18 protein-coding genes are annotated in these 21,555 nt (G+C 55.1%); 9 read left to right on the top strand and 9 right to left on the bottom strand.

Going from position 1 to position 21,555, the window contains the following annotated elements; all coding sequences use genetic code 11:
* The first annotated feature begins 1 nt into the window (after position 1).
* Entirely contained in the window at positions 2-424 is a 423-nt protein-coding gene (locus ABRZ26_RS20095; protein ID WP_319605899.1) for a SemiSWEET family sugar transporter, read from the top strand.
* Between the two features lie 141 nt (positions 425-565).
* On the opposite strand, the gene glyA is transcribed toward ABRZ26_RS20095, so the two are convergent.
* On the bottom strand, positions 566-1,837 hold the full coding sequence (gene glyA, locus ABRZ26_RS20090; RefSeq protein WP_413556350.1) for a serine hydroxymethyltransferase: 1,272 nt from the start codon (positions 1,835-1,837) through the stop codon (positions 566-568).
* Positions 1,838-2,009: 172 nt separating this feature from the next.
* On the opposite strand from glyA, the gene ABRZ26_RS20085 reads away from it, so the two are divergent.
* Positions 2,010-3,410 carry an aminotransferase-like domain-containing protein gene (locus ABRZ26_RS20085; protein ID WP_319605897.1) on the top strand — a complete coding sequence of 467 codons (1,401 nt, stop codon included), beginning with the start codon at positions 2,010-2,012 and terminating at the stop codon, positions 3,408-3,410.
* A gap of 22 nt (positions 3,411-3,432) precedes the next feature.
* Here the strand turns inward: ABRZ26_RS20085 and ABRZ26_RS20080 are convergent, their stop codons facing one another.
* The 5 genes from ABRZ26_RS20080 to ABRZ26_RS20060 all read right to left on the bottom strand — a co-directional run bounded on the left by ABRZ26_RS20080 (position 3,433) and on the right by ABRZ26_RS20060 (position 10,443).
* A complete protein-coding gene (locus ABRZ26_RS20080) occupies positions 3,433-4,347 on the bottom strand; it encodes an amino acid ABC transporter substrate-binding protein (protein ID WP_319605896.1) in 915 nt (304 codons plus the stop codon).
* Between the two features lie 14 nt (positions 4,348-4,361).
* Positions 4,362-5,288, bottom strand: a complete 927-nt coding sequence (locus ABRZ26_RS20075; RefSeq protein WP_319605895.1) for an amino acid ABC transporter substrate-binding protein — start codon at positions 5,286-5,288, stop codon at positions 4,362-4,364.
* A 55-nt stretch (positions 5,289-5,343) separates the two neighbouring features.
* Positions 5,344-7,554, bottom strand: a complete 2,211-nt coding sequence (locus ABRZ26_RS20070; protein WP_319605894.1) for an EAL domain-containing protein — start codon at positions 7,552-7,554, stop codon at positions 5,344-5,346.
* A 1,200-nt stretch (positions 7,555-8,754) separates the two neighbouring features.
* Positions 8,755-10,137: an ATP-dependent RNA helicase DbpA gene (gene dbpA, locus ABRZ26_RS20065; RefSeq protein WP_319605893.1), complete on the bottom strand. Its 1,383-nt coding sequence runs from the start codon at positions 10,135-10,137 to the stop codon at positions 8,755-8,757.
* Positions 10,138-10,185: 48 nt separating this feature from the next.
* Positions 10,186-10,443 (bottom strand): hypothetical protein, encoded by a 258-nt coding sequence (locus ABRZ26_RS20060; RefSeq protein WP_319605892.1) that lies wholly within the window; start codon positions 10,441-10,443, stop codon positions 10,186-10,188.
* A 185-nt stretch (positions 10,444-10,628) separates the two neighbouring features.
* On the opposite strand from ABRZ26_RS20060, the gene ypdK reads away from it, so the two are divergent.
* Entirely contained in the window at positions 10,629-10,703 is a 75-nt protein-coding gene (gene ypdK, locus ABRZ26_RS20055) for a membrane protein YpdK (RefSeq protein WP_349824368.1), read from the top strand.
* A gap of 177 nt (positions 10,704-10,880) precedes the next feature.
* Here the strand turns inward: ypdK and ABRZ26_RS20050 are convergent, their stop codons facing one another.
* The 3 genes from ABRZ26_RS20050 to ABRZ26_RS20040 all read right to left on the bottom strand — a co-directional run bounded on the left by ABRZ26_RS20050 (position 10,881) and on the right by ABRZ26_RS20040 (position 14,559).
* Positions 10,881-11,705, bottom strand: a complete 825-nt coding sequence (locus tag ABRZ26_RS20050; RefSeq protein ID WP_319605891.1) for a prepilin peptidase — start codon at positions 11,703-11,705, stop codon at positions 10,881-10,883.
* 188 nt (positions 11,706-11,893) lie between these two features.
* Positions 11,894-13,108 (bottom strand): alanine transaminase, encoded by a 1,215-nt coding sequence (alaC, locus tag ABRZ26_RS20045; protein ID WP_319605890.1) that lies wholly within the window; start codon positions 13,106-13,108, stop codon positions 11,894-11,896.
* A 569-nt stretch (positions 13,109-13,677) separates the two neighbouring features.
* Positions 13,678-14,559, bottom strand: a complete 882-nt coding sequence (locus tag ABRZ26_RS20040; protein WP_319605889.1) for a LysR family transcriptional regulator — start codon at positions 14,557-14,559, stop codon at positions 13,678-13,680.
* Positions 14,560-14,781: 222 nt separating this feature from the next.
* Here ABRZ26_RS20040 and ABRZ26_RS20035 point away from each other — a divergent pair, with 222 nt between their 5' ends.
* From ABRZ26_RS20035 to ABRZ26_RS20010, 6 genes are all read left to right on the top strand, one after another.
* Positions 14,782-15,810, top strand: coding sequence for a zinc-binding dehydrogenase (locus tag ABRZ26_RS20035; protein ID WP_319605888.1), 1,029 nt, complete (start codon positions 14,782-14,784; stop codon positions 15,808-15,810).
* Between the two features lie 65 nt (positions 15,811-15,875).
* The gene (locus ABRZ26_RS20030) at positions 15,876-17,342 is read left to right on the top strand and encodes a coniferyl aldehyde dehydrogenase (RefSeq protein WP_319605887.1); all 1,467 of its coding nucleotides are present in this window, start codon (positions 15,876-15,878) and stop codon (positions 17,340-17,342) included.
* A 199-nt stretch (positions 17,343-17,541) separates the two neighbouring features.
* Positions 17,542-18,060, top strand: a complete 519-nt coding sequence (locus ABRZ26_RS20025) for a phenolic acid decarboxylase (protein ID WP_319605886.1) — start codon at positions 17,542-17,544, stop codon at positions 18,058-18,060.
* Positions 18,061-18,650: 590 nt separating this feature from the next.
* The gene (gene dgcN, locus ABRZ26_RS20020; RefSeq protein ID WP_319605885.1) at positions 18,651-19,652 is read left to right on the top strand and encodes an N-acetyltransferase DgcN; all 1,002 of its coding nucleotides are present in this window, start codon (positions 18,651-18,653) and stop codon (positions 19,650-19,652) included.
* A complete protein-coding gene (gene dgcA / locus ABRZ26_RS20015; RefSeq protein ID WP_319605884.1) occupies positions 19,649-20,629 on the top strand; it encodes an N-acetyl-D-Glu racemase DgcA in 981 nt (326 codons plus the stop codon). The genes dgcN and dgcA overlap by 4 nt, the downstream gene beginning before the upstream one ends.
* A 49-nt stretch (positions 20,630-20,678) precedes the next feature.
* A complete protein-coding gene (locus ABRZ26_RS20010) occupies positions 20,679-21,539 on the top strand; it encodes a D-amino-acid transaminase (protein ID WP_319605883.1) in 861 nt (286 codons plus the stop codon).
* The last annotated feature ends 16 nt before the right edge of the window (positions 21,540-21,555 follow it).

Raw genomic sequence — 21,555 nt, 5'->3', positions numbered from 1 at the left:
CATGAAAAAACACTTACTGATTGTGTCGGGGACATTTGTCGCCGCAGCATTATCGATACTGGCGCTGTATCATTGGTCGATTGCGCTGGGTACGCTGGCGGCGTGGGTGACTACCGGTTCTTTCTTTTTGCAGGTGGTTCACATTATTCGCAACAAAGATACCACCGGTATTTCATTGGGCATGTATGCCGCGTTGTTCTTCGGTGTTTCCTGCTGGACCGCTTACGGTTTTAAAGTACAGGATGTGCCGGTAATGACGGCGAATGGCATCACGACGCTACTGGCTCTGGTGGTTATGGGGTTAAAAATCTATAACGAACGTGAAATAAAACCGCGTAAACGCCGCAAGGTAAAAACCGCGCCTTTAACCTCGCCGCAAAATCGCCTGTCTGTGGCCGGGGTACTGAAAAGCAAGCAAGTCTGAACGAATAGAACCGCGCGCTTTTACCCCATCAAAGACGGAAAAGCGATATTCATCAACCACTCGCCTGCGGCGGGTGGTTGAATTTAACGGCCGGGCGACAGGGCGAGTCATAGCAAACCGCATCAATCGTCTTGCGTTCTTTTAACGGGCCGCGCCATATACCGGAAATTGCGCGCACAGCGTCAGCGCCGCGTCACGAACGCGGATTTGTACCGCTTCATCCTGCGGAGCATCGAGCAGATCGGCGATCAAGTCAGCCAGCAGTCGCGATTCTTTTTCGCCGAATCCCCGCGTGGTAATCGCCGGCGTGCCGATGCGGATACCGCTGGTCACGGTCGCCTTGCGCGTATCACCGGGAATGGCGTTTTTATTGAGCGTGATATGCGCCTGCTCCAGCAGCGCTTCCGCCGCTTTGCCGCTGATGCCTTTACTATTCAGATCCACTAAAAACATATGGCAGTCCGTACCACCGGAAATAATGCGCAGTCCGCGCTGGTCAAGCACCTGCGCCATCGCGCGGGCATTCGCGATGACCTGTCGCTGATAGCGTTTGAAACTGTCCGTCGCCGCCTCACGAAAAGCAACCGCTTTGGCGGCGATAATATGCATCAGCGGGCCGCCCTGATAAAGCGGGAACAGCGTTTTATCCACTGCGGCGCCAAACTCTTTTTTAGCCAGAATCAGTCCTCCGCGCGGGCCGCGCAGCGTTTTATGCGTTGTCGAGGTGACAAAATCGGCGATCCCTACCGGCGACGGATAAACGCCTGCGGCCACCAGCCCGGCGTAGTGCGCCATATCAACCATCAAATAGGCGCCGATATCGTCACAAATACGGCGGAAACGGACGAAATCGATAGTGCGCGAGTAGGCGGACGCGCCGGCGATAATCAGCTTTGGCCGGTGTTCTTTCGCCAATCGCTCTACCTCCTGATAATCAATTTCGGCGCTTTGCGGCGCCAGCCCATAAGAAAAAGCGCGATATATCCGACCGGAAAAGTTTACGCCGGCGCCATGGGTCAAATGACCGCCATCGGACAACGCCATGCCGAGGATGGTATCGCCGGGATTCAGCACCGTGAGAAACACCGCCTGGTTGGCTTGAGAACCGGAGTGAGGCTGAACATTGGCATATTCGGCATTAAACAGCGACTTTGCGCGCTCAATCGCCAGCGTTTCAACTTCATCGACGACATGACAGCCGCCATAATAACGTCGGCCGGGATAACCTTCCGCGTACTTATTGGTCAGTACCGATCCCTGAGCCGCCAACACGGCCGGACTAACGTAGTTCTCTGATGCGATAAGCTCTATATTATTTTCCTGTCTTGCCAGCTCACGGGTCAGCAAAGGCGCGATATCAGGGTCGATAGTTGAAAGTTCCATGCGTTTTTCCATTAAAATCTCATGCTCCATAACGAGCGGCGACACCGCGAACCGCGGCAAACGACGCCGGCTGGATTATGGTATAATTAATTGATATTTAAATGATTACATCATCTTTTTTTCGCCGTTGGCGTAGGAGAAAATGTACATCTAAAGCTTGCCCGACGATATGAACAGTTGGGTGCGATATGAGGCAGAACAGATGGAAGAACAGACGTGCCGCTACCGATGGATAGCCGAAAGGATCAAACAGGCGATAGTCGACGGAACATTATCGCCGGGTCAACGGCTCCCTTCGGTCAGAAAGCTGGCGGCACAATATGGCGCAAGCGTCACGACTACGCTAAAGGCGTTGCGCACCCTTGAGGACGAACACTACGCTCAGGCCCGCCCTCAATCCGGTTTTTATGTTTGCCGGCCCGATAATGCGCCGCCCGCGCCGCTGCGACCGGTGACGATTACACCGCTGGATCCGCAAACCGAATTGCATCTGGCGATGGTCGGCAGCGATTGTCGCGTGCGGCTGGATCTGGCTAACGGCGACAGCAGCCTTTATCCCATCCGCAAGATCAGCCTGCTGATGCGCCAGTTCAGCTACCGTCAGCCACAGTTGCTGGGTCACCCGGTCAAGGGAACCGGCTACCCGCCGTTGCAGGCGGAAATTGCCCGCCGGGCGCTGGACTACGGTTGTAACCTGAAGGCTGATGAGATCATTGTCACCAACGGCTGCCTTGAGGCGTTGTCGCTGGCGTTACGCGCGGTGACCAAACCTGGCGATAGCGTGGCGGTGGACTCGCCCTGTTATTTCGTCCTGCTGCAAATGCTGCGTAATCTGGGGCTGCGGGTGGTGGAAGTCGAACAGGACGACAGCGGTACAACCGATGCCAGGCAGTTGGCCGCCCTCTTCCGCCAACAGGTGGTAAAAGCCTGGGTCGCGCTCGCCAACGTCAACAATCCGGTCGGCGGCATTATCTCCGACGAGAGAAAAGCCTGTCTCACGCAACTGGCGGATGAGCACGGCGTCGCCATTATCGAGGATGACACCTTCGGCGATACCGCGTTCGGCGCCGTACGCCCTTTCCCGCTGCGCGCGTTCAGCCCGAATGTCATACTGTGCAGCGGTTTTTCCAAAACGGTGGCGCCGGGGATCCGACTCGGCTGGCTGAGCGGCGGGAAATGGAATCGAAAAATAGCCTCGCTGAAATACACCTCCACCATGGGCACCACCATGCTGCCGCAAACGGCTGTCGCAGAGTTTCTGAAAACCGGTGGTTACGACGCTCACCTGCGCCGACTACGACGCGAGCTGGCACGCCAAATCACGCTGCTGCGCAACGGGGTGTTAAATCACTTTCCGCCCGGTACGCGGGTTTCAAAACCGCAGGGAGGATATGTCTTATGGGTCGAACTGCCGCCGAACTGCGCGCCGACACACGAACTGTTTATCAAAGCGCGCGCGCAAGGCATCGGCATTGCGCCCGGCTACCTTTTCTCAACCGATCGGCGTTACGATCGCTGCCTGCGGCTTAATGCCGGATTTGGTTGGAGCGAGGAGGTCGATCAGGCGCTGCGACACCTGGCTCAATGGTGTCAGGCGGCTTAATACGCAGTGCTCTGAGGGATAGTTATTGCGCGCCTGGCGTTCCGGCGGCGCGGAATAGCTGTTTCAGATTATCACGCATCGGGAAGTTAAGATTAATATCGCTGCCGGGAAGCGGTTGTTTAAACCAGCGCGCATAAATCGCTTCTATCTCATTGTCGGCGTAAATCTGCCGCAGCGCGTCGTTAACCGCATCGATAAACCCCTCGTCGCCATGACGCATCATCAAACCATACTCGGTTTCGCCATACACCGGCTCGCTGGAAATCATATACGCTTGCGGATTGGGCGCGCGGGCGACCATCGCATGCAGCAATACATCATCCATGGCATAGGCAAAGACTTTTTCCTGCGCAACCATGTCGAAGGCTTTCTGCAAAGTATCCGTGGAAACGATGGAAAGATTCAGCTTCTTTTCCCGGTTGACCTGATTGATCTGAGCAACATTGTTCGTTCCCAGCACAATACTGACGCTTCGACCACGTAAGTCCGCCAGCGTGTTCAGGTGATTTTTCCGCAGGGAAACATAGCGGGTGTCCACCATAAAATGACTGATGGAAAACGCCACATTACGCCGCCGTTCCGTCGTATTGGTGGTAGTGTCGCATTCGATATCTATCGCGCCGTTAGTAAGCAGCCGCACCCGGTTGGAAGGCGTGCGAAACACGTATTCAATATTGATTTTTTCCAACCCGAGCCGGATGCGGAGAGCATCGACGATGCGTTTGCACAAATCGATGGAATAACCGTTAACCTCGCCCGTCGGGCCAATATACGAAAATGGCAGAGAATCGCCATAGCCTATCTTTATCGTCTTGGTTTGCCGGATCCGCTCCAGCGTGGGGATGATATTGGCGGCCCAGGACGCATGGCTTTCCATGACCATGACGATGAACAAAACGATAAGAAAATGACGTAAGCGTTTACCGTATCCGCACATCGATCATTTCTCCTTTAGTCAAGGTAGTCTTGCGGCTGCGCCAGAAACGCCTTAAGGGTCTGAGGCATAGGAAAGCGAAGATTAATGCCGTCAGGCGGAATAGGAGAAAGAAACCATTTATCATAAATGGCGTTTATTTCCCCCTGAGTAAAAATGGTACGCAATTCCTCGTTTACGACCTTCTTGAAGACCAGATCGCCGGGCGGCATCAGGAAGCCATAGGGTTCAGGCCGGCTTAAGTAATCTTCCGACAGCACAAAATCGGACGGCGTGGGAGCGATCGCCACCCGCCCCGCCAGCAGAATATCATCCATCACAAAGGCCGATACGCTACCATTCTCCACCAGATCAAAGGCGTCTTTATTTGTTTTTTTCAATACAATGGAGATATTGAGCTTTTTGTGCCTATTCACGGCATGCAACTGTTCAAGATTGACCGAGCCGCTGCTCGCTGAAACGCTGCGCCCGGCTAAATCCTCAATGCGTCTGATGCCGTTACGCTTCAGTGAGACAAAACGGGTCGACGAGACGAAATGGGGATAGGCGTATTCCGCCATTTTGCGCCTTTCGCGATTATTGGTCGTTGCGGCGCATTCCAGATCGATCCCGCGATGCCGGATCAGGGGAAAACGCGTCGCCGTGGTCACCGGGACAAACAAAATCTGTATATCATCCTGCTTCAGATACCTTTTTATTCCTTCGACGATGCGCAGGCAGAGATCGATCGAATAGCCGACAATCTGGTCGTCGGCCCGGTAGGAAAAAGGCGGTTCATCCAGCCGGTGGCCTATTTTTATCGTTTTGCTCTGGGCGATCCGCGTCAGCGTATTATCCATCGGCTCGGCGGCTGCGGCCTGTTGCAGCGGCAATAACAGCACCATGGCCATCGTTACCTGTCGACATGACCCATGGAAAATACGTGCGGTCAGCCGATAGGCCATCTGAGCATATCTGTTTAGCAAAACCTGAGAGCCGTTCAGTAAATACCGCATAGTTTCAACCTATTATCGCCGTTACCGGTCGCGCTTCACCTATTCGGTGACCCTGTGCATATTCGCACCCTACATGACGCAACAGCGTCAATTGCCGCTCGGTTTCCACGCCTTCGGCGATGCATTCCATCCCCAGTTCATTAACCAGACCAATGATGCTGCGAACAATAACGCGTTTCGATTCACTCTCCTCCATGCCGGCGACCAGCCCTTTATCCAGCTTGACCCGGCTAAAGGGAAAATCGGCCAGACAATCCAGCGATGAATAGCCCGTACCCAAATCATCCAGCGCTATCTCGATGCCCATGGATTGTATTTGCTGTAATACCGGCAGCGCGTCCTGACGATCCAGCAAAATGGATTCCGTTATCTCGATCTCGATGCGCGAAGCCGGCAGCCCGCTGTGCGCCAGCGCCCGGGCCAGGATCTCCGTTAATCCGCGATGGTGAACCTGAATCCCCGATATATTTACGGAAACGCACTGATGGTCGGAAAAATGCGTCATGGCGTCATGGCATGCCTGTTGGATAACCCACTCGCCCAGTTTAACAATCAGTCCGGTTTTCTCCGCCAGCGCGATAAATACATCCGGCATCAGCAATTGTCGGGAATCATGGCGCCAGCGAACCAGCGCTTCATAGCCAATAATGGTATTGTCCGAAAGGCGCATCAGCGGTTGATAATAAAGCTCGAACTCCTTGCGCGACATGGCGCCTTCAATATCCAGCTCCTTAATATCCTGAACCGAACTCGGCATCGCCATGCCATATTCAAAATAGTGAAAGTTATTCCGGCCGGCGTTTTTAGCCGCATAAAGCGCCACGTCCGCATTCTTCATCAGAATTGGCGAGGTCTCGCCATGCAGCGGCGCGCTGGCGATGCCGATGCTGATCCCCACGCAAAACTCGTGTCCCTGACAGTAAAACGGTACGGATATCGACGAGATTATCTTCTCCGCGAGTTGTCGCGCTTCCTGTATCGGTTTTTCCTTAACATGCTGAATCAGCGCAAATTCATCGCCCCCCAGCCGTGCGACCACATCGTCATTGCCGACCAACAGGGAGATCCGTTCGCTGACGTTAATCAGCAGGGAGTCCCCCACCGGATGGCCGTAGGTATCATTGACCTTTTTGAAATAGTCGAGGTCGAGCAACATCAGATTAAAACGCGCTTTTTTCGGCTTCAGCCGGGCGATGGCGTTTTCCAACGCGCCGCTGAAAAAAGTACGGTTGGGCAGGCCGGTCAGTTGGTCATGGTGGGCCATGTATTCCATTTTCTGCGCGGTGTCTTTGATTTGCTGTAGATGTTCCCGTTCCACCATCGCCTGCCGCAGTTTTTCGATGGCGACCGCCAGATGGCCGATTTCATCATCTCTTTGCAGCATCGGCGTCACATTCGCGGTATCGCCGTGAGCAATGCGCGTCAGAGCCTGAATCAGGGTCGGTACGGAATGAAAAAACTGCCTCATCAGCAGGCTGATAATCAGCCCCGTCGCCACCAGTACAATCCATAGTCCGATAAGCGAGTTGCGCAGCAAGGTATTATGAATGCGGTAAAGATCCGGCTTCTCGCCGACGCTGCTTACCAATGCGCCCAACAACTTTCCCGATGGCGCCACAATGGGGAGCACGCTGGCGAAATAGGTTTTGCCGTCAATCGAGACAAAGCCGGAGAGCATGGTTCTCAAGCTGTCGGGCGTTACCGGTTTGCGATCCTCCAGCGCCAGAATGTCGCCGCCTTCGCCGTCGCTTGCATCCGTGACGCTGACAAACCCCTCTTTTGCACGATATTGGAATAGCCAGACAGGGTTATTCGTCTGCATGGCCGCCAGAGAAAGCACATCGACGGGATTGAATCCCGTTTGCAGAATGGATTCGTCATCGCCCAGAAAGCTTTCCGCCACCATGCTCGTGATCTGCCCGGATTCATCCATACGGGCAACCACCGACGTATATATACTGCGGACGATATAGCTCATGATGTGGGCGTTAGTGTCGGCCTGACGTCGCCACTGCTCCTGCGAGCTTTTATCGACAATAAACCAGCCCGCCGCCGCCCCGACGCCATATGAAACAATAATACCGATGAGCAGAAATAGCGTGACGCGCCCTAAAATCGAACGGTGCCAACGTTGCCGACGATACGGGGAAGCGCCGCTTTCCTCATCCGGTATGTTTTCATTAAATTCATCAGTTACTCTGGTCCGGGGTATCATCAGCCAAAACTCTTCATCCGTTACAAATGTTTAGGTAGTTAAGAGTAAAATAGATTGCCGTTAAAAAATAAAAAGAGCATGTACGGTCAAAGAAGAAAATTTTGGAACGCTTTCATCTATTATTGATAGGTGGAAGGACTATTCTTATATCCTTCTCTTCGTTGTTCGCGTTATTTAATTTACTAAATGGTTCTACCTATCTCTGGTTTTGAATAGCCGCAATAAGCGCATTCAAATCCGCGTCCGACAGATACCCCGAATTCCTTAGCCGGCTAAGCGACAGGGCTAACGCGGCAAATACCGTCGTTACCGCAGGTCAATAACTGGCCGGTCGATTCGCTCCCGACGAATTCGTCATTCGGTTGCCGCGTTACGAGGCCATTATAATCCCATGACAGCGCTGGCGTTGTTCAAAATGTAGCGTTTTGTCCCGCACCTCGAAATAGGGACTTAACAACAAATGAAGCGAATATAATGATGCCCATCTTCTCTCCCTGTTTATACCATCAAAATAAAGGTCTACAACACACTATTTGAAAGAAGTTATTGTTATGGCAGAAAGAAAGTCTTTCGCATTAAGGCGACGTGTTAATATATTTACAATACTAGATTGAATTAAAATAATATATAAACAAATTAAAACAAGATGAACTATTATTCCTGTTTAATAAAACGGATGTTTTATGAACATAATCAAATCCACAAACACACATATCGTGCGTAGCTTGACAGACAAAGCCAGTTACGTTTGCGAACCTCGCTTGTCATTGATCTATCTGAATAATAATTTATGTTGCCGCACTCTCCCCATTACGTAACATGATCCGAAGTCAATTGCGACATAGCCGGAAAACCTTGCTTTTCCTCAGACTACCACACAACTACAGGCGTTGTATCAGTATTATACCCCCCTATCCTTTTCTCATCGCCGCGCCGTTGGCGTTCTGCGATGGCCAGTCCGACTTTTTGGGGACTCGGCATGTTGCAATCAAAACAGCGCAAGGTGATTTATTGGTGCAGCTATTTATTATCACGCTTGTTCAGTTTTTACCTCATTCGCCCGCTTACAGTCAATGCGTCAGTTTACCTACCGTCTTTCACTGGCGAAATATCGCTCAGATAGCGGAAATAGGGAGATGAAGATGAGATCAGACATCCGTTCAGGCCCCGCGCGCAGCCTGAACGGCATTTGCCGAACGCTTACTTCAACAGCCTGACTTTGCAGTTCTTGCCTTTGATTTTGCCCTGCTGTAGCTGTTTCAACGCCCGTTTTGCACTGGCTTTACGAATAGCGACATAGGCATGAAGCGGGAACATATCAATTTTGCCGACTTCCGCCGCCGTTAACCCCGCATCGCCGGTTAACGCGCCGAGAATATCGCCCGGACGAATTTTGGCTTTACGACCACCGTCGATACACAGCGTCATCATTTCCGGTTCCAGCGTCGTCGCGTCACTGCGGCTAACCGCTGTCGCCGGCGTCCAGTCAATGCGCATGCCCAGATAATCTTCTATCAGATGCGCGCGGCTCATTTCCTGCGGCGTACACAGGCTGACGGCAAGCCCCTCCATGCCCGCGCGACCGGTACGGCCAATACGATGAACATGCACCTCTGGGTCAAAAGCCAGTTCAAAATTCACCACCAGGGCCAGATCTTTAATATCCAATCCCCGGGCCGCCACATCCGTCGCCACCAACACGCGGCAACTATGGTTGGCGAAGCGCACCAGAACCTGATCGCGCTCGCGCTGCTCCAGATCGCCGTGCAGCGCCAGCACGCTGATGCCGCGCGCATCCAGCGCCTCGAAGACACTCTGGCAATCCCGTTTCGTGTTACAGAACACCACGCAAGACGCCGGTTGATAGTCACCTAACAGGGAAATCAACAGCGGAAGGCGCTGTTCCTTGCCGACCTCATAAAAACGCTGTTCGATCGCAGGCTCATCGCCGTCATCGGCGACGTCGACATTTAATGGCTGGCGTTGTACCCGCGCGCTGATTTGCTCAATTTCCGCCGGATAGGTCGCGGAAAACAGCAGCGTCTGACGCTGAGCCGGGGTATAGCCGATCACATCGTCAATCGCGTCGCTGAATCCCATATCCAGCATACGATCGGCTTCATCCAGCACCAACACCTTCAGAGAGGCCAGCGCTAACGATTTTCTGCGCAGATGATCCTGAATGCGCCCCGGCGTTCCGACAACAATATGCGGCGCGTGAACCAGGGAATCGATCTGATGTCCCATCGGCTGACCGCCGCACAGGGTCAGGATCTTGATATTCTGCGTAAATCGAGCCAGACGGCGTAGCTCTTTGCTCACCTGATCGGCCAGTTCCCGCGTCGGACACAGCACCAGCGCCTGGGTAGTAAACTCCCCGACGGCAATATGATTCAGCAGACCGATGCCGAACGCGGCCGTTTTACCACTGCCGGTTTTCGCTTTGGCGCGAACATCGGCGCCGCTCAGGATGGCAGGCAGCGTCGCCGCCTGCACCGGCGTCATGGCGCTATAGCCCAGTTCGCTCAGGTTGGATAACTGCTCAGCCGGCAGCGCGAGGGAAGAAAAAGAGGTTGTACTCACAATGATTACTCTTATTACCAAAGGCGACATCAGAAAGGCGACGCCAGTTCAACGAACCGACGCGTGATTTGCGGCAATGATAACAGAGAAGATCGCTATTGCCCGATTTACATGGCGATTGGCGGTTAAAATATCGAGGAGAAGCCGCTTCCGGCTCAGAATCGCGATAAAACGGCGCGGCGAGACTCGCCAGAACAGACCGACCTCGCGCATGATAATCAGCAGAGGCTGATTGTCGCCGGATGACGCCTGCATACGTCCAACGCTTTTTAATGCTATTTCTGCAAATATAGTGCCGATGACCACTTGAATTAGGCCCCTGACTCAGCGTAGATTGAGCGCCGATCCCGTCATAACTGGTGTGAGCCCTGGTGATGACAGTGGGGAAATGTTTATCCGATGGTGGAATGCCACGACAAAATATTTCCCTTTCATAATAAAACGCACAATCGGGATCGTTGCTGGCGTGTTTTCTTCTGGAGAATATATCGGTGAAGTATTTTTTTATGGGCATCTCATTCTGTCTGGTTGTTTGGATGAGCGCCTTTATGTTGATGTTGGAATAACCAATCACTGCCTGACAGGGACAAAATAAAACGACGGCAAGTGTATAAATGCACACATAAGCGGAAGTCGTGCAACAAATGACAAACTAGCCGACTCAGGCGTCGTAAACGGGTTGAGAGCAATCTTTCAGCCCGTTTTTTCATTAGCGCGGTTTTCACGCTTTATGCCCCGCTACCTCAGCGCAGCGACATAACCGCCACGCCCCCCAATGCAAGCCACGGACCAAACGCCAGCGATTGCGCGAGGCTTTCATGGCGAAAAGCTCGCCATAACAAGGTGACGACCAACCCGCTCAGCGCCGCAATCAGCACCAGCTCGGGCAACGCGCGCCACCCCAACCAACCGCCCAGCGCGGCCAGCAATTTAAAATCGCCGTAACCGAGCGCGTCTTTTCCACTCAGCAATCTGAATAGCCAATACAGCAGCCAAAGCGACAGATAGCCGACTATCGCTCCGATAACGGCATCGTCCAGCGGCGTAAAGGTGGCAAACAGGTTAAACAGCAGCCCCAGCCACAACAGCGGCAACGTCAGACCATCCGGCAATAGCCGCGTATTGATATCAATGGCGGCCAACGCCAGCAGAAAAGACCATAGAATCAGCGCGCCCCACAGTGCCGCGCCCGGCGGCCACAGCATGCCCGCAGACAGATAGGCCAGCATGGTAACCAGTTCAACCAGCGGATATTGCCGGGAAATCGGTTGCCGGCAGCAACGCGATCGTCCGCGTAACCAGAGCCAACTCACTACGGGCAGATTGTCTTTTATGGCGATCGATCGCCCGCAGCGCGGGCAGCCTGAAGACGGCCGGCACAAATTGAAGACCGGCTCATCCCCGAACGCCGGCCGCATCCGTGCTTCATCCCGCCAACGGCGCGCCAGCATGATCGGCAGACGAAAAATAACCACATTCAGAAAACTGCCGGCCATCAGGCCGCTCAATGCCAATAGACCCAGCCACCCTTGCGGCGTTCTTTCAGCTAACGTCGTCAACCACTCCATGTCAGGCTCCGGCAATCAATACAGACATCACAAACGGCATGCTTGCATAGTCGGTATCAGGCGCCAACGGGTTTAGCCGGCGTTATGCGGAAAGTGCGCGGCTGTACGCGGTTATCATGAAAAGAGGACGGAAAAACGCTTGAAAGGACAACCCCGGCCGACAGACCGGGGTAGACGTTAGCGACAGACTATTTTGATGAAGGCAATAGTCCATCAGCCCGGAACATCGCCTTGATGCCGCGCACGGCCTGGCGGATACGATCCTGATTTTCAATCAGCGCGAAGCGTACATGCGTATCGCCATAGTCGCCGAACCCGATCCCCGGCGATACGCACACCTTCGCATCAGCCAGCAGACGCTTGGCGAACTCCAGCGAGCCTAAATGCGCATAGGCCTCTGGAATTTTCGCCCAGACATACATCGAGGCTTTGGGCTCGTCCACCATCCAGCCGGCTTCATGCAGGCCGCGCACCAGCACATTGCGCCGCTGGCGATACTGCTCGGCGATATCCAGCACGCACTGCTGGTCGCCTTCCAGCGCCGCGATCGCCGCGACCTGAAGCGGGGTAAAGGTGCCGTAATCGTGATAGCTTTTGATCCGCGTCAGGGCGTTGACCAGTTCCTGATTTCCCACCATGAACCCGATGCGCCAGCCGGCCATATTGTAGCTTTTCGACAGGGTGAAAAACTCGACCGCAATATCCTTGGCGCCAGGCACCTGCATAATCGACGGCGCTTTCCAGCCGTCATAAACAATATCGGCATAAGCCAGATCGTGAACCACCAGCACGCCGTACTGCTTCGCCAACGCGACAACCCGCTCGAAGAAATCCAGTTCGACGCACTGCGCCGTCGGGTTGGAGGGAAAACCCAGGATCATCATTTTCGGTTTAGGGATACTTTCGCGGATCGCCCGTTCCAGTTCATTGAAAAAATCCACCCCCTCAACCAGCGGCACCGAGCGCACCTGCGCCCCGGCGATAACCGCGCCATAAATATGAATCGGGTAGCTTGGGTTCGGCACCAGCACGGTATCGCCGTGATCCAGCGTCGCCAGCATCAGATGCGCCAGCCCCTCTTTGGAACCGATGGTCACGATGGCTTCGCTTTCCGGATCGATCTCCACCTGATAGCGATCGGCATACCAGCGCGAAATCGCCCGGCGCAGACGCGGGATCCCTCTGGACGTCGAGTAGCCGTGGGTATCCTCCCGTTGAGCAACCGTACAGAGCTTTTCCACGATATGCGGCGGCGTCGGGCCGTCGGGGTTGCCCATGCTGAAATCGATAATGTCTTCGCCGCGCCGGCGGGCAGCCATTTTCAACTCGGAGGTAATATTGAATACATAAGGGGGAAGACGATCAATGCGCGTAAAACGGCGCGGAGAATGGGAATCAGCCATAATATCCTCGAAGTAACGTGAGCGCCCGGACCGTCCGAGCGACGCTGGAACCCGACTTGCGAGCCCGTCGTTTAAGCTATCCCAGTTCGAATAATCTGTCGAGCGGCGCCTGATAAATTTTTTCCGCCGCGCGGGTGGCGATTCAGATAACTCCGTCACATTTTACGATATCCGCCGGAGTCCGATAACTGGCTGTTCCGCCCGTTCAGCGCGGGTCGACGCCGCGCAATCCAAGTGCGAAACGATGACCGTTCACGCATTTTCGCCAGATCGCCCTGTCGCGTATAACCAACGGTTTTTGCTCATATTTTAACCTTATTCCGACGTTTACCCTGCTGCTGACGATATGTTACCGAAAGTTAATTCATAGCAACAATTACGCTTTTTTTGTGTTAACTAATCTAATTTTTCGATTGATTTCTGGCTAAAAATTCCGTTTTTAATCTCTTTACCAGCGGAATAGGATGTTTTTCACCCTACATCGTCGCGGGTAAATTGAGATGACCGACTTATATCTATCCACCGAATTCGCCATGCCGCCGCATCGTCGCGGGACGGCAAGCCGCGCGTTACCCGCAGCCTGCCAGCAGCAGTTCGGCCAGCGCCTGGGTGGCGATGCCGGCGCGCTCCCGGCTGGCGTAACTCAGGCACAGCGGGATCTGGCGCGAAGCGCCGCTTTGCAGCGGCAACACCGCCAGATGCCCCTGCTCCAGTTCGGTTGCAATCAAATGGCGAGGCAGCCAGCCATAACACAAACCGCTGTTCACCGCGCTGATGGCCGCCTCCACCGTATTCACCCGCCATTGGCGGCCGCTCATCGCCGAGGTATGAAGCGCGGCCGGGCTGTTATCGTGATGCTGGATGAACACCACCGGGTAACGCGACAGCGTAGCCTGCGTCAGGCTGGTTCCCCGCTGATGCAGCGCATGCGCATGATGGGCGACGGCTACCAGCTCGACGTCGAACATTTTTCGGGCATTGCGGCTGGTGATATCCCACATACTGATGGCCAGATCGTAAGCCAGCGTCGCCGGATCGGGCGCCGCCTGACGCACCAGTTCCCGCAGATCTATCTGTACCGTCGGATATTGCTGCTGAAAGGCGCTCAACGCCTTAAACAGCAACGGACGGGGGAAGATACAGTCCACCAGCAGCCGCACCTGCGCTTCGTGTCCCGTCCGCAGCGAACGGCCGCGCACTTCCAGCAGGACCATATCCTCGATCAGCGGCGTGGCGTCCGCCAGCAGCGTGCGTCCGGCCTCGGTCAGCCGCGCCTTGCGGCCGTCAATCCGCAACAACGCCACCCCCAGCCGCTCCTGCAAACGATTAATCGCATAGCTCACCGAAGATTGGCTGCGGTTGAGCTGTTGCGCCGCCCTGGCGAAACTGCCGGATTCGACTACGGTACGCAGTACCGCCCATTGTTCAAGCGTGGTTTGCGGCATTGGCATTATCGGATCTCCTGTTGGCTATCAACGACTGACCCGCGGATTCATTTATCCCGTTATCCCTATTTTATTGCGAAGCTGGGAGCAAATCATGCCGACGGACGCGCAAGTTTCGGCATTGGCCTGCCCGCAACGTCCTGAAGCAGAGAAAGTACAGCACGTCATGGCGTTTAAACGCTTAACGAACCAGACGCATCGCGTCTTAAAAATAAAAGGATACAGCCTATGAACGGTAAGTATCGCGCAGTACAGGCGACAGGCAACGGCGTACTTGAACTGGTCGAACGCCCGTTGCCGACCCCGGCCGCCGGCGAGGTATTGCTCGCCGTCGAAGCCTGCGGCATCTGCCATACCGACGCCTTTACGGTGGATTATGGTTTTGCCGGTTTAACCTACCCCCGAGTGCCGGGGCATGAGGTTATCGGCCGGATTACGCAATGCGGTGAAGGTATCGACCCGCGCTGGCGCGTCGGTCAGCGCGTCGGCGTCGGTTATCTCGCCGGCCGCTGCGGACAGTGCGCATCCTGCCGGCGCGGCGACTTTATCAACTGCGCCAATCAGCAAGTCACCGGCGTTCATCGCGACGGCGGATACGCCGAAGCCATGCTCGCCAACCAACACGGTCTTATCGCCATTCCCGACGATCTGGACTCGGTCAGCGCGGCCCCGCTGCTGTGCGCGGGCATCACCACCTTCAACGCGCTGCGCAAGTCGGGCGTGAAAGCGGGTCAGACCGCGGCGATCCAGGGGATCGGCGGCCTGGGTCATCTTGGCATCCAATATGCGCGCGGCATGGGCCTGCGCACCATCGCCATTGCCCGCGGCGGCGAAAAACAGCGGCTCGCCCTCGAACTCGGCGCGCATCACTATATTGATAGCCAGGCCGACGATCCCGCGCAGGCGCTTATCGCCTTGGGCGGCGCGGACGTGATCATCGCCACGGCGTCGAACCCGGCCACGTTCGGGCCGCTGCTGCGCGGTCTGAATCCCCACGGCAGCCTGGTTATCGTCGGCGTAGGGAACGACCCCGTCAGCATCAACGTGGGCGAGCTGTTGGCCGGCGAGCGCTCGGTTAAAGGTGTGGTCACCGGCTCGCCGAGCGAATCCGAAACCATGCTCGACTTCAGCCTGCTGCAAAATATCCGCGCCAAAATCGAGACGATAAGCCTGGAACAGGCAACGGAAGGATACGCGAAAATGATGCGCAACGAAGCCCGTTTTCGCATCGTCATCACAACAGAGAAACGGTCTTAACAAGACGCCGGACAACGGCGTCTTTATTGCGAATAACCCTAACTCATTGATAAGAGGCGGTCATCATGGCAAATCAAACATCATCGGCGGCGCTCATCGTCAATAACCATCCGGCATCTTATGAGGATTTCACCCGGTTACTGACGTCGCTCAAAAAGCGCCATCTCAGCAGTTCGCCGCCCTCCGCCGCGCAACGGCAGGATCGCCTGCTGCGCACCATTCGCCTGCTAAAGGAGAATAAAGAGGATTTCGCGGCGGCTTACAGCAAGGACTTTGGTTTCAGAAGCCCGATTAATACCCTGATTTCCGATATTCTGGGGTCGGTCGCCGCGCTGCAACACGCCCACGACCATTTACCCGACTGGATAGAGAGCGAAACCCGCAGCGCGCCTTTTCCGGATACCCAGGTCTCTATCGACTATCGACCGCTGGGCGTCGTCGGCATTATCAGCCCGTGGAATTTTCCGCTGGTTCTGACCTTTGGGCCGCTGGCGGACGCGATCGCCGCGGGAAACATCGCGGTGCTCAAGCCGTCCAGCACCACGCCGAACGGTTCCGGTTTGCTGTGTCGGCTGATCGCCGAACACTTTTCCCCGGAAGAGATCTCGACGGTGCAGGGTCACAACGCCGGCGCCTTTTTCTCCGCGCAGCCGTTCGATCATCTGGTGTTTACCGGCAGCACCGCGACCGGCAGGCAGATCATGGCCGCCGCCGCGGAGAATCTCACGCCGGTTACGCTGGAGCTGGGCGGCAAATCGCCGGTCATCATCTCTGAAAGCGGCGATATGCGTCAGGCCGTCGAGCGGATCCTGACGGCGAAAACCTTTAATGCCGGCCAGATCTGTATTTCACCGGATTACGTTCTGGTGCCGCAGCATAAAATCGGGGAGTTCATCGCACACGCGCAGGCGTTTATCGCCTCATCCTACCCGACGCTCAAAGACAACCCGGACTACACCGCCATCATCAACGCGAAGGCATTCAACCGGCTGCACGAACTGGTCAGAGAGGCGTCCGACCTGGGAGCGGAGATTGTCGAGCTTAACCCGGCTAATGAAAATCTGGACAGCGAGGCATTACATAAAATGGCGCCCACGCTGCTGGTCAACGTACCCGATACGGCGCGCGCGATGCAGGAAGAGATCTTCGGCCCGGTGCTGCCGGTACAAGGCTATTCCAGTTATGACGAATGCATCAATGCCATCAATCGCCGGCCGCGCCCGCTGGCCGCTTATTACTTCGGTCGCGACCAGGCGGAAATCGACCGGCTGCGCAACCACACCCTCTCCGGCGCGCTGGTGATCAACGACGCCCTATCCCATGTTCTGGTCCATGATATTCCCTTCGGCGGCGTCGGCGCGTCGGGAACCGGCGCCTATCACGGCATAGAAGGCTTCAAACGCTTTAGCCATGCCCGCCCGATATTTATTCAGAGCGCGGCGGGTCATTCCAATCTCCCGATGCGCGCGCCCTACGGCGACGAGGTCCGCGCGTTTGTGGATGAGCAGCTCAACGCCATGGGCAACGGTTAATCCTGCAAAGCCATAGGTTCCCCTGCCATCGCGGGGGAATGCCATACCGGCCTGCGTCAATCCGCCTGCCTTCTAGCCACAGACGCGGAGATTGGTCTGGCTGCTATAGTTATTACCGCCTGAATCCTCTGATACTCCTCTAATTAGTAGCGGAATACGCCGTGATTCACACCTTAATCAACATAAGAGGACGTTTAACATGAGTGATGCTTTCGAATCCACCAGGCCTGAAACCCTGACCCGTTTTATCGGCAAACACCTTATCTACACCTACGATAACGGCTGGCAGTATGAGATGTATATCAAAAACGCCCGCACCATGGATTACCGCATTCACAGCGGCATGGTAGGCGGACGCTGGGTGCGGGATCAGGAAGTCCATCTCGTCAGGCTGGCCGACGAGGTGTGTAAGGTTTCCTGGGATGAACCCACCGGCACCGACGTCAGCGTCGCCATCAACTTCGCCGAGCGGTCGATACACGGCGTGATTTTCTTCCCGCAATGGATCGCCCAACACCCGGAAAGAACCGTCTGTTTCCAGAACGACCATCTGGATCTGATGCGTCAATACCGCGACGCCGGCCCCACTTATCCGAAACTGGTCATCGACGAATTCGCTGCCTTGACCTTTGTTGAAGATTGCGACCCTGACGATCAAACGGTGGTTGATTGCGCGCCCGATGAAGTCGCGGCGGGTTATACCGCGCGGCGTAACTGATATCCCCGCCATAGAGGTTGACGACGGCCGTGTTTAACCACTCGGTCGGCAACCGCGGATCAAATGGCCGGCGATGCCGGTCATATCATTCCATTTCTATATTTAGATCCGAGATATTAATTGTTTTTCTGACACAGCGTAAAAATATCAGAATTATTGATATCAGGCATCGGCAAACACCATTCCTCTTAACAAATTAAAAACAAAAAAACCGGATGCTTTATTATGGGGCCCCATAATAAGTCAGCTCACCAAATTAGCGCATAAAAATAATTAACAAGACAATACAAAACCAATAAAAAACAACGAGATAAAATATTTCATCCAAATATCCTCATGCCGATTTTATAAAAAACCGTACGATTTTAAAATAAAAGACAATGACAACATTTAATCCCATAAAAACAGTTAAAACCTGAATTTAACCCCACTAAACTGACAAAAAATCAGAGGTTATCACTTAACAATGGGAGTTATTGACAATTATATTGCTACAGTTATTATCAATCGGCAGATTATGTTTATAGCCAATGACGTTTTATCCGACCGCTTTATTAATGACTTACGCTTAGTGCTTATGAGGATGAATAATGGATATCAGAAAACCTTATTTATTATTCCTGGGTGACGCGCACGATCAGTTAGCAGCAAAGGTTGCTATCGGGATTAAGCAATGGCACCCGGAATATTGTGTTGGTCAATACCGCATGGAAGGCTGTCATGCCGATTGCGGCTTGCCTGATATGGATATCAGCGCCGCCCGGGCGGCCGGGGCGCAAACGTTAGTCATCGGCGTCGCCAATCGCGGCGGCATCATTTCAGAACAATGGATCGCCGTATTGAGCGAAGCGTTGAAAAGCGGTATGGATCTGGCCGCCGGGCTGCATAATCGCCTGGCCGACGTGCCGGAACTCAGCGAACTGGCGGCGAAACTGGGTCGTTCCCTGTTCGATGTCCGCCACCCGTCGCAGGTCTACCCGGTCGCCAATGGCCGCAAACGTTCGGGTAAACGCCTGCTGCCGGTCGGCACCGACTGCTCCTGCGGCAAAATGTACACCGCGCTGGCAATCGAAAAAGAAATTTTATCGCGCGGCGGCAAAGCGACCTTCCGCGCGACCGGCCAAACCGGCATCCTGATTAGCGGTTCGGGCGTGAGCATTGATGCCGTCGTCTCCGACTTCACCGCCGGCGCCGTTGAAACGCTGGCGCCGGCCAACGACGCGGATCACTGGGACGTGATTGAAGGTCAGGGCTCGCTGTTTCACCCCTCCTTCGCCGGCGTAACCACCGGTATTATTCATGGCGCGCAGCCCGATGCGCTGGTGCTGTGCCATGAGCCGACCCGCAAAACCATGCGCGGCGTCGACTATCCGATTCCCGATATCGCCGATTGTATGGCCTTGAATTTGTCGGTCGCCCATCTCACGAACCCTAAAGCGCGTTTTGTCGGCATCTCCGTCAATACGGCGGCGCTCAGCGAAGCGGACGCATTACAACTGATGGCCGACCTGGAGAAAAAATTCGGTTTGCCGGTGGTGGATCCGTTCCGCCAGGGCGTAGGACGCATCGTCGACCAATTGGCCAGCCTATGATCGAACTCGAACTCTTCCATGAAAGCTGGCCGCTACAGGGTACATTCACCATTTCGCGCGGCAGTAAAACTCAGGCCGACGTGGTGGTGGTCGCTCTCCGTTCCGCTGATGTTACCGGCTATGGCGAGTGCGTTCCCTACGCCCGTTACGGCGAATCCATTGAGAGCGTGATGGCGCAAATCGCCGCGCTGCGCGACGATATTCGCCACGGTCTGGATCGTGAACAGCTGCAAACCCGGCTGCCGGCTGGCGCGGCGCGCAACGCGCTCGACTGCGCCTTCTGGGATCTGGAATGCAAACGCCACTATCAGCGCATCTGGCAGCGTTTGCATCTGCCGGCGCCGGGCGTACTGGAAACGGCCTACACCCTGTCGCTGGATACGCCGGAGAAGATGCAACAGGCCGCGCGGCAAAACGCCGGCCGGCCGCTGCTCAAGCTGAAACTGGCGGATAAAGACGATTTGGCCAGAGTGGCCGCGGTGCGCAACGGCGCGCCGTCCGCCCGTCTGATCGTCGACGCCAATGAAGGCTGGGATGCCGAACTTTACCTGAAACTGGTGCCGGAACTGGCCGCGCTGGGCGTGGCGATGATCGAACAGCCCCTGCCCGCCGGCAAAGACGGCGTATTGGCCGACCTGCCCCACCCGATCCCGATCTGCGCCGATGAGTCCTGTCATGACAGCCATTCGCTGGCGGCGATCGCCGGCTGCTATGACATGATCAATATCAAGCTGGACAAAAGCGGCGGACTGACCGAAGCTCTTCGCCTGCGGGCCAGCGCGCTGGAGCAAGGCATGCAGATCATGGTCGGCTGTATGGTCAGCACTTCGCTGTCGATGGCGCCGGCCTTTATCGTGGCTCAGGGCGCGCAAGTGGTCGATCTGGACGGTCCTTTGCTATTACAGCGTGACCGGGCCAACGGATTGCGTTACGACGGCAGCCGCATACACGCATCGGAGGCCGCGCTATGGGGCTAAAATGCGTTAAGCTGCATGAAAAGACTATTGAGGATTAAGGAGTGTTGTAATGCAACGTCTTGTTTATGTCGATGGGCAATATGTGCAGGAAAGCGAGGCCAAAGTTTCGGTATTTGACCGCGGCTTTCTCTTCGCCGACGCCGTATACGAAGTCACCGCGGTGGTGAACGGCAAATTGGCCGAGTTTGACGGTCATCTGGCGCGTCTACAGCGCTCCTGCCGTGAATTGTCGCTTACGTTGCCCGTCACGCCGGCCGAACTGAAAGAGATTCATCAGGCTCTGATCGAAAAAAACGGCATGGAAGAAGGCGCAATTTATTTGCAGCTAAGCCGCGGCAACGCCGGCGATCGCGACTTTCACTTTCCTCCGTCCGAGGTCAAACCCACGCTGGTGCTGTTCACTCAGGCGCGCGGCGTGCTGGAAAACCCGAAGGCGGAAACCGGTCTGCATGCCGTCACCTGCCCTGATATCCGCTGGCACCGCCGCGATATCAAAACGGTCAGCCTGCTGGCGGCCTGCCTGGCGAAAGAGTACGCCCATTCCCAACATGCCGATGATGCCTTTTTGGTGGAAAACGGATTTGTGACCGAAGGCAGCTCCTGCAACTGCTATATCGTCCTGCACGATAAAACCGTGGTGACCCGTCCGTTAAGCAACGATATTCTGCACGGTATTACCCGTCACTCGCTGTTGAAACTGGCGGAGGATGATCAAATCAAACTGGAGGAACGGCTTTTCACTCCGGAAGAAGCCTATCACGCCAGTGAAATTTTCATCAGTTCAGCCACCACCTTCGTTTTACCGGTGGTCAAGCTCGACGGCAAAACCATCGGCGACGGCAAACCCGGCCCGGTAACCCGCCGCCTGCGGGAAATTTATATTGAAATGGTGAAGCAGCAGGTCAAATAGCAATCCGGCCGCTACG

It is taken from the genome of Brenneria sp. L4-2C (assembly GCF_040240335.1).
Taxonomy (GTDB): Bacteria; Pseudomonadota; Gammaproteobacteria; order Enterobacterales; family Enterobacteriaceae; genus Brenneria.
The sequence above is the reverse complement of the archived record's forward strand: the minus strand, read 5'-3'. Positions and strand labels throughout refer to the sequence as shown.

What these genes read in the sequence shown, in the direction of transcription:
- ABRZ26_RS20010 (WP_319605883.1), top strand. Translation starts at nt 20,679, where the DNA reads ATGCAACGTCTTGTTTATGTCGATGGGCAATATGTGCAGGAAAGCGAG.
- ABRZ26_RS20030 (WP_319605887.1), top strand. Translation starts at nt 15,876, where the DNA reads ATGGCAAATCAAACATCATCGGCGGCGCTCATCGTCAATAACCATCCG.
- ABRZ26_RS20025 (WP_319605886.1), top strand. Translation starts at nt 17,542, where the DNA reads ATGAGTGATGCTTTCGAATCCACCAGGCCTGAAACCCTGACCCGTTTT.
- ABRZ26_RS20040 (WP_319605889.1), bottom strand. Translation starts at nt 14,559, where the DNA reads ATGCCAATGCCGCAAACCACGCTTGAACAATGGGCGGTACTGCGTACC.
- dgcN (WP_319605885.1), top strand. Translation starts at nt 18,651, where the DNA reads ATGGATATCAGAAAACCTTATTTATTATTCCTGGGTGACGCGCACGAT.
- dgcA (WP_319605884.1), top strand. Translation starts at nt 19,649, where the DNA reads ATGATCGAACTCGAACTCTTCCATGAAAGCTGGCCGCTACAGGGTACA.
- ABRZ26_RS20035 (WP_319605888.1), top strand. Translation starts at nt 14,782, where the DNA reads ATGAACGGTAAGTATCGCGCAGTACAGGCGACAGGCAACGGCGTACTT.
- ABRZ26_RS20080 (WP_319605896.1), bottom strand. Translation starts at nt 4,347, where the DNA reads ATGTGCGGATACGGTAAACGCTTACGTCATTTTCTTATCGTTTTGTTC.
- ABRZ26_RS20095 (WP_319605899.1), top strand. Translation starts at nt 2, where the DNA reads ATGAAAAAACACTTACTGATTGTGTCGGGGACATTTGTCGCCGCAGCA.
- ABRZ26_RS20085 (WP_319605897.1), top strand. Translation starts at nt 2,010, where the DNA reads ATGGAAGAACAGACGTGCCGCTACCGATGGATAGCCGAAAGGATCAAA.
- ABRZ26_RS20075 (WP_319605895.1), bottom strand. Translation starts at nt 5,288, where the DNA reads ATGGCCTATCGGCTGACCGCACGTATTTTCCATGGGTCATGTCGACAG.
- ABRZ26_RS20070 (WP_319605894.1), bottom strand. Translation starts at nt 7,554, where the DNA reads ATGATACCCCGGACCAGAGTAACTGATGAATTTAATGAAAACATACCG.
- alaC (WP_319605890.1), bottom strand. Translation starts at nt 13,108, where the DNA reads ATGGCTGATTCCCATTCTCCGCGCCGTTTTACGCGCATTGATCGTCTT.
- glyA (WP_413556350.1), bottom strand. Translation starts at nt 1,837, where the DNA reads ATGGAGCATGAGATTTTAATGGAAAAACGCATGGAACTTTCAACTATC.
- ABRZ26_RS20050 (WP_319605891.1), bottom strand. Translation starts at nt 11,705, where the DNA reads ATGGAGTGGTTGACGACGTTAGCTGAAAGAACGCCGCAAGGGTGGCTG.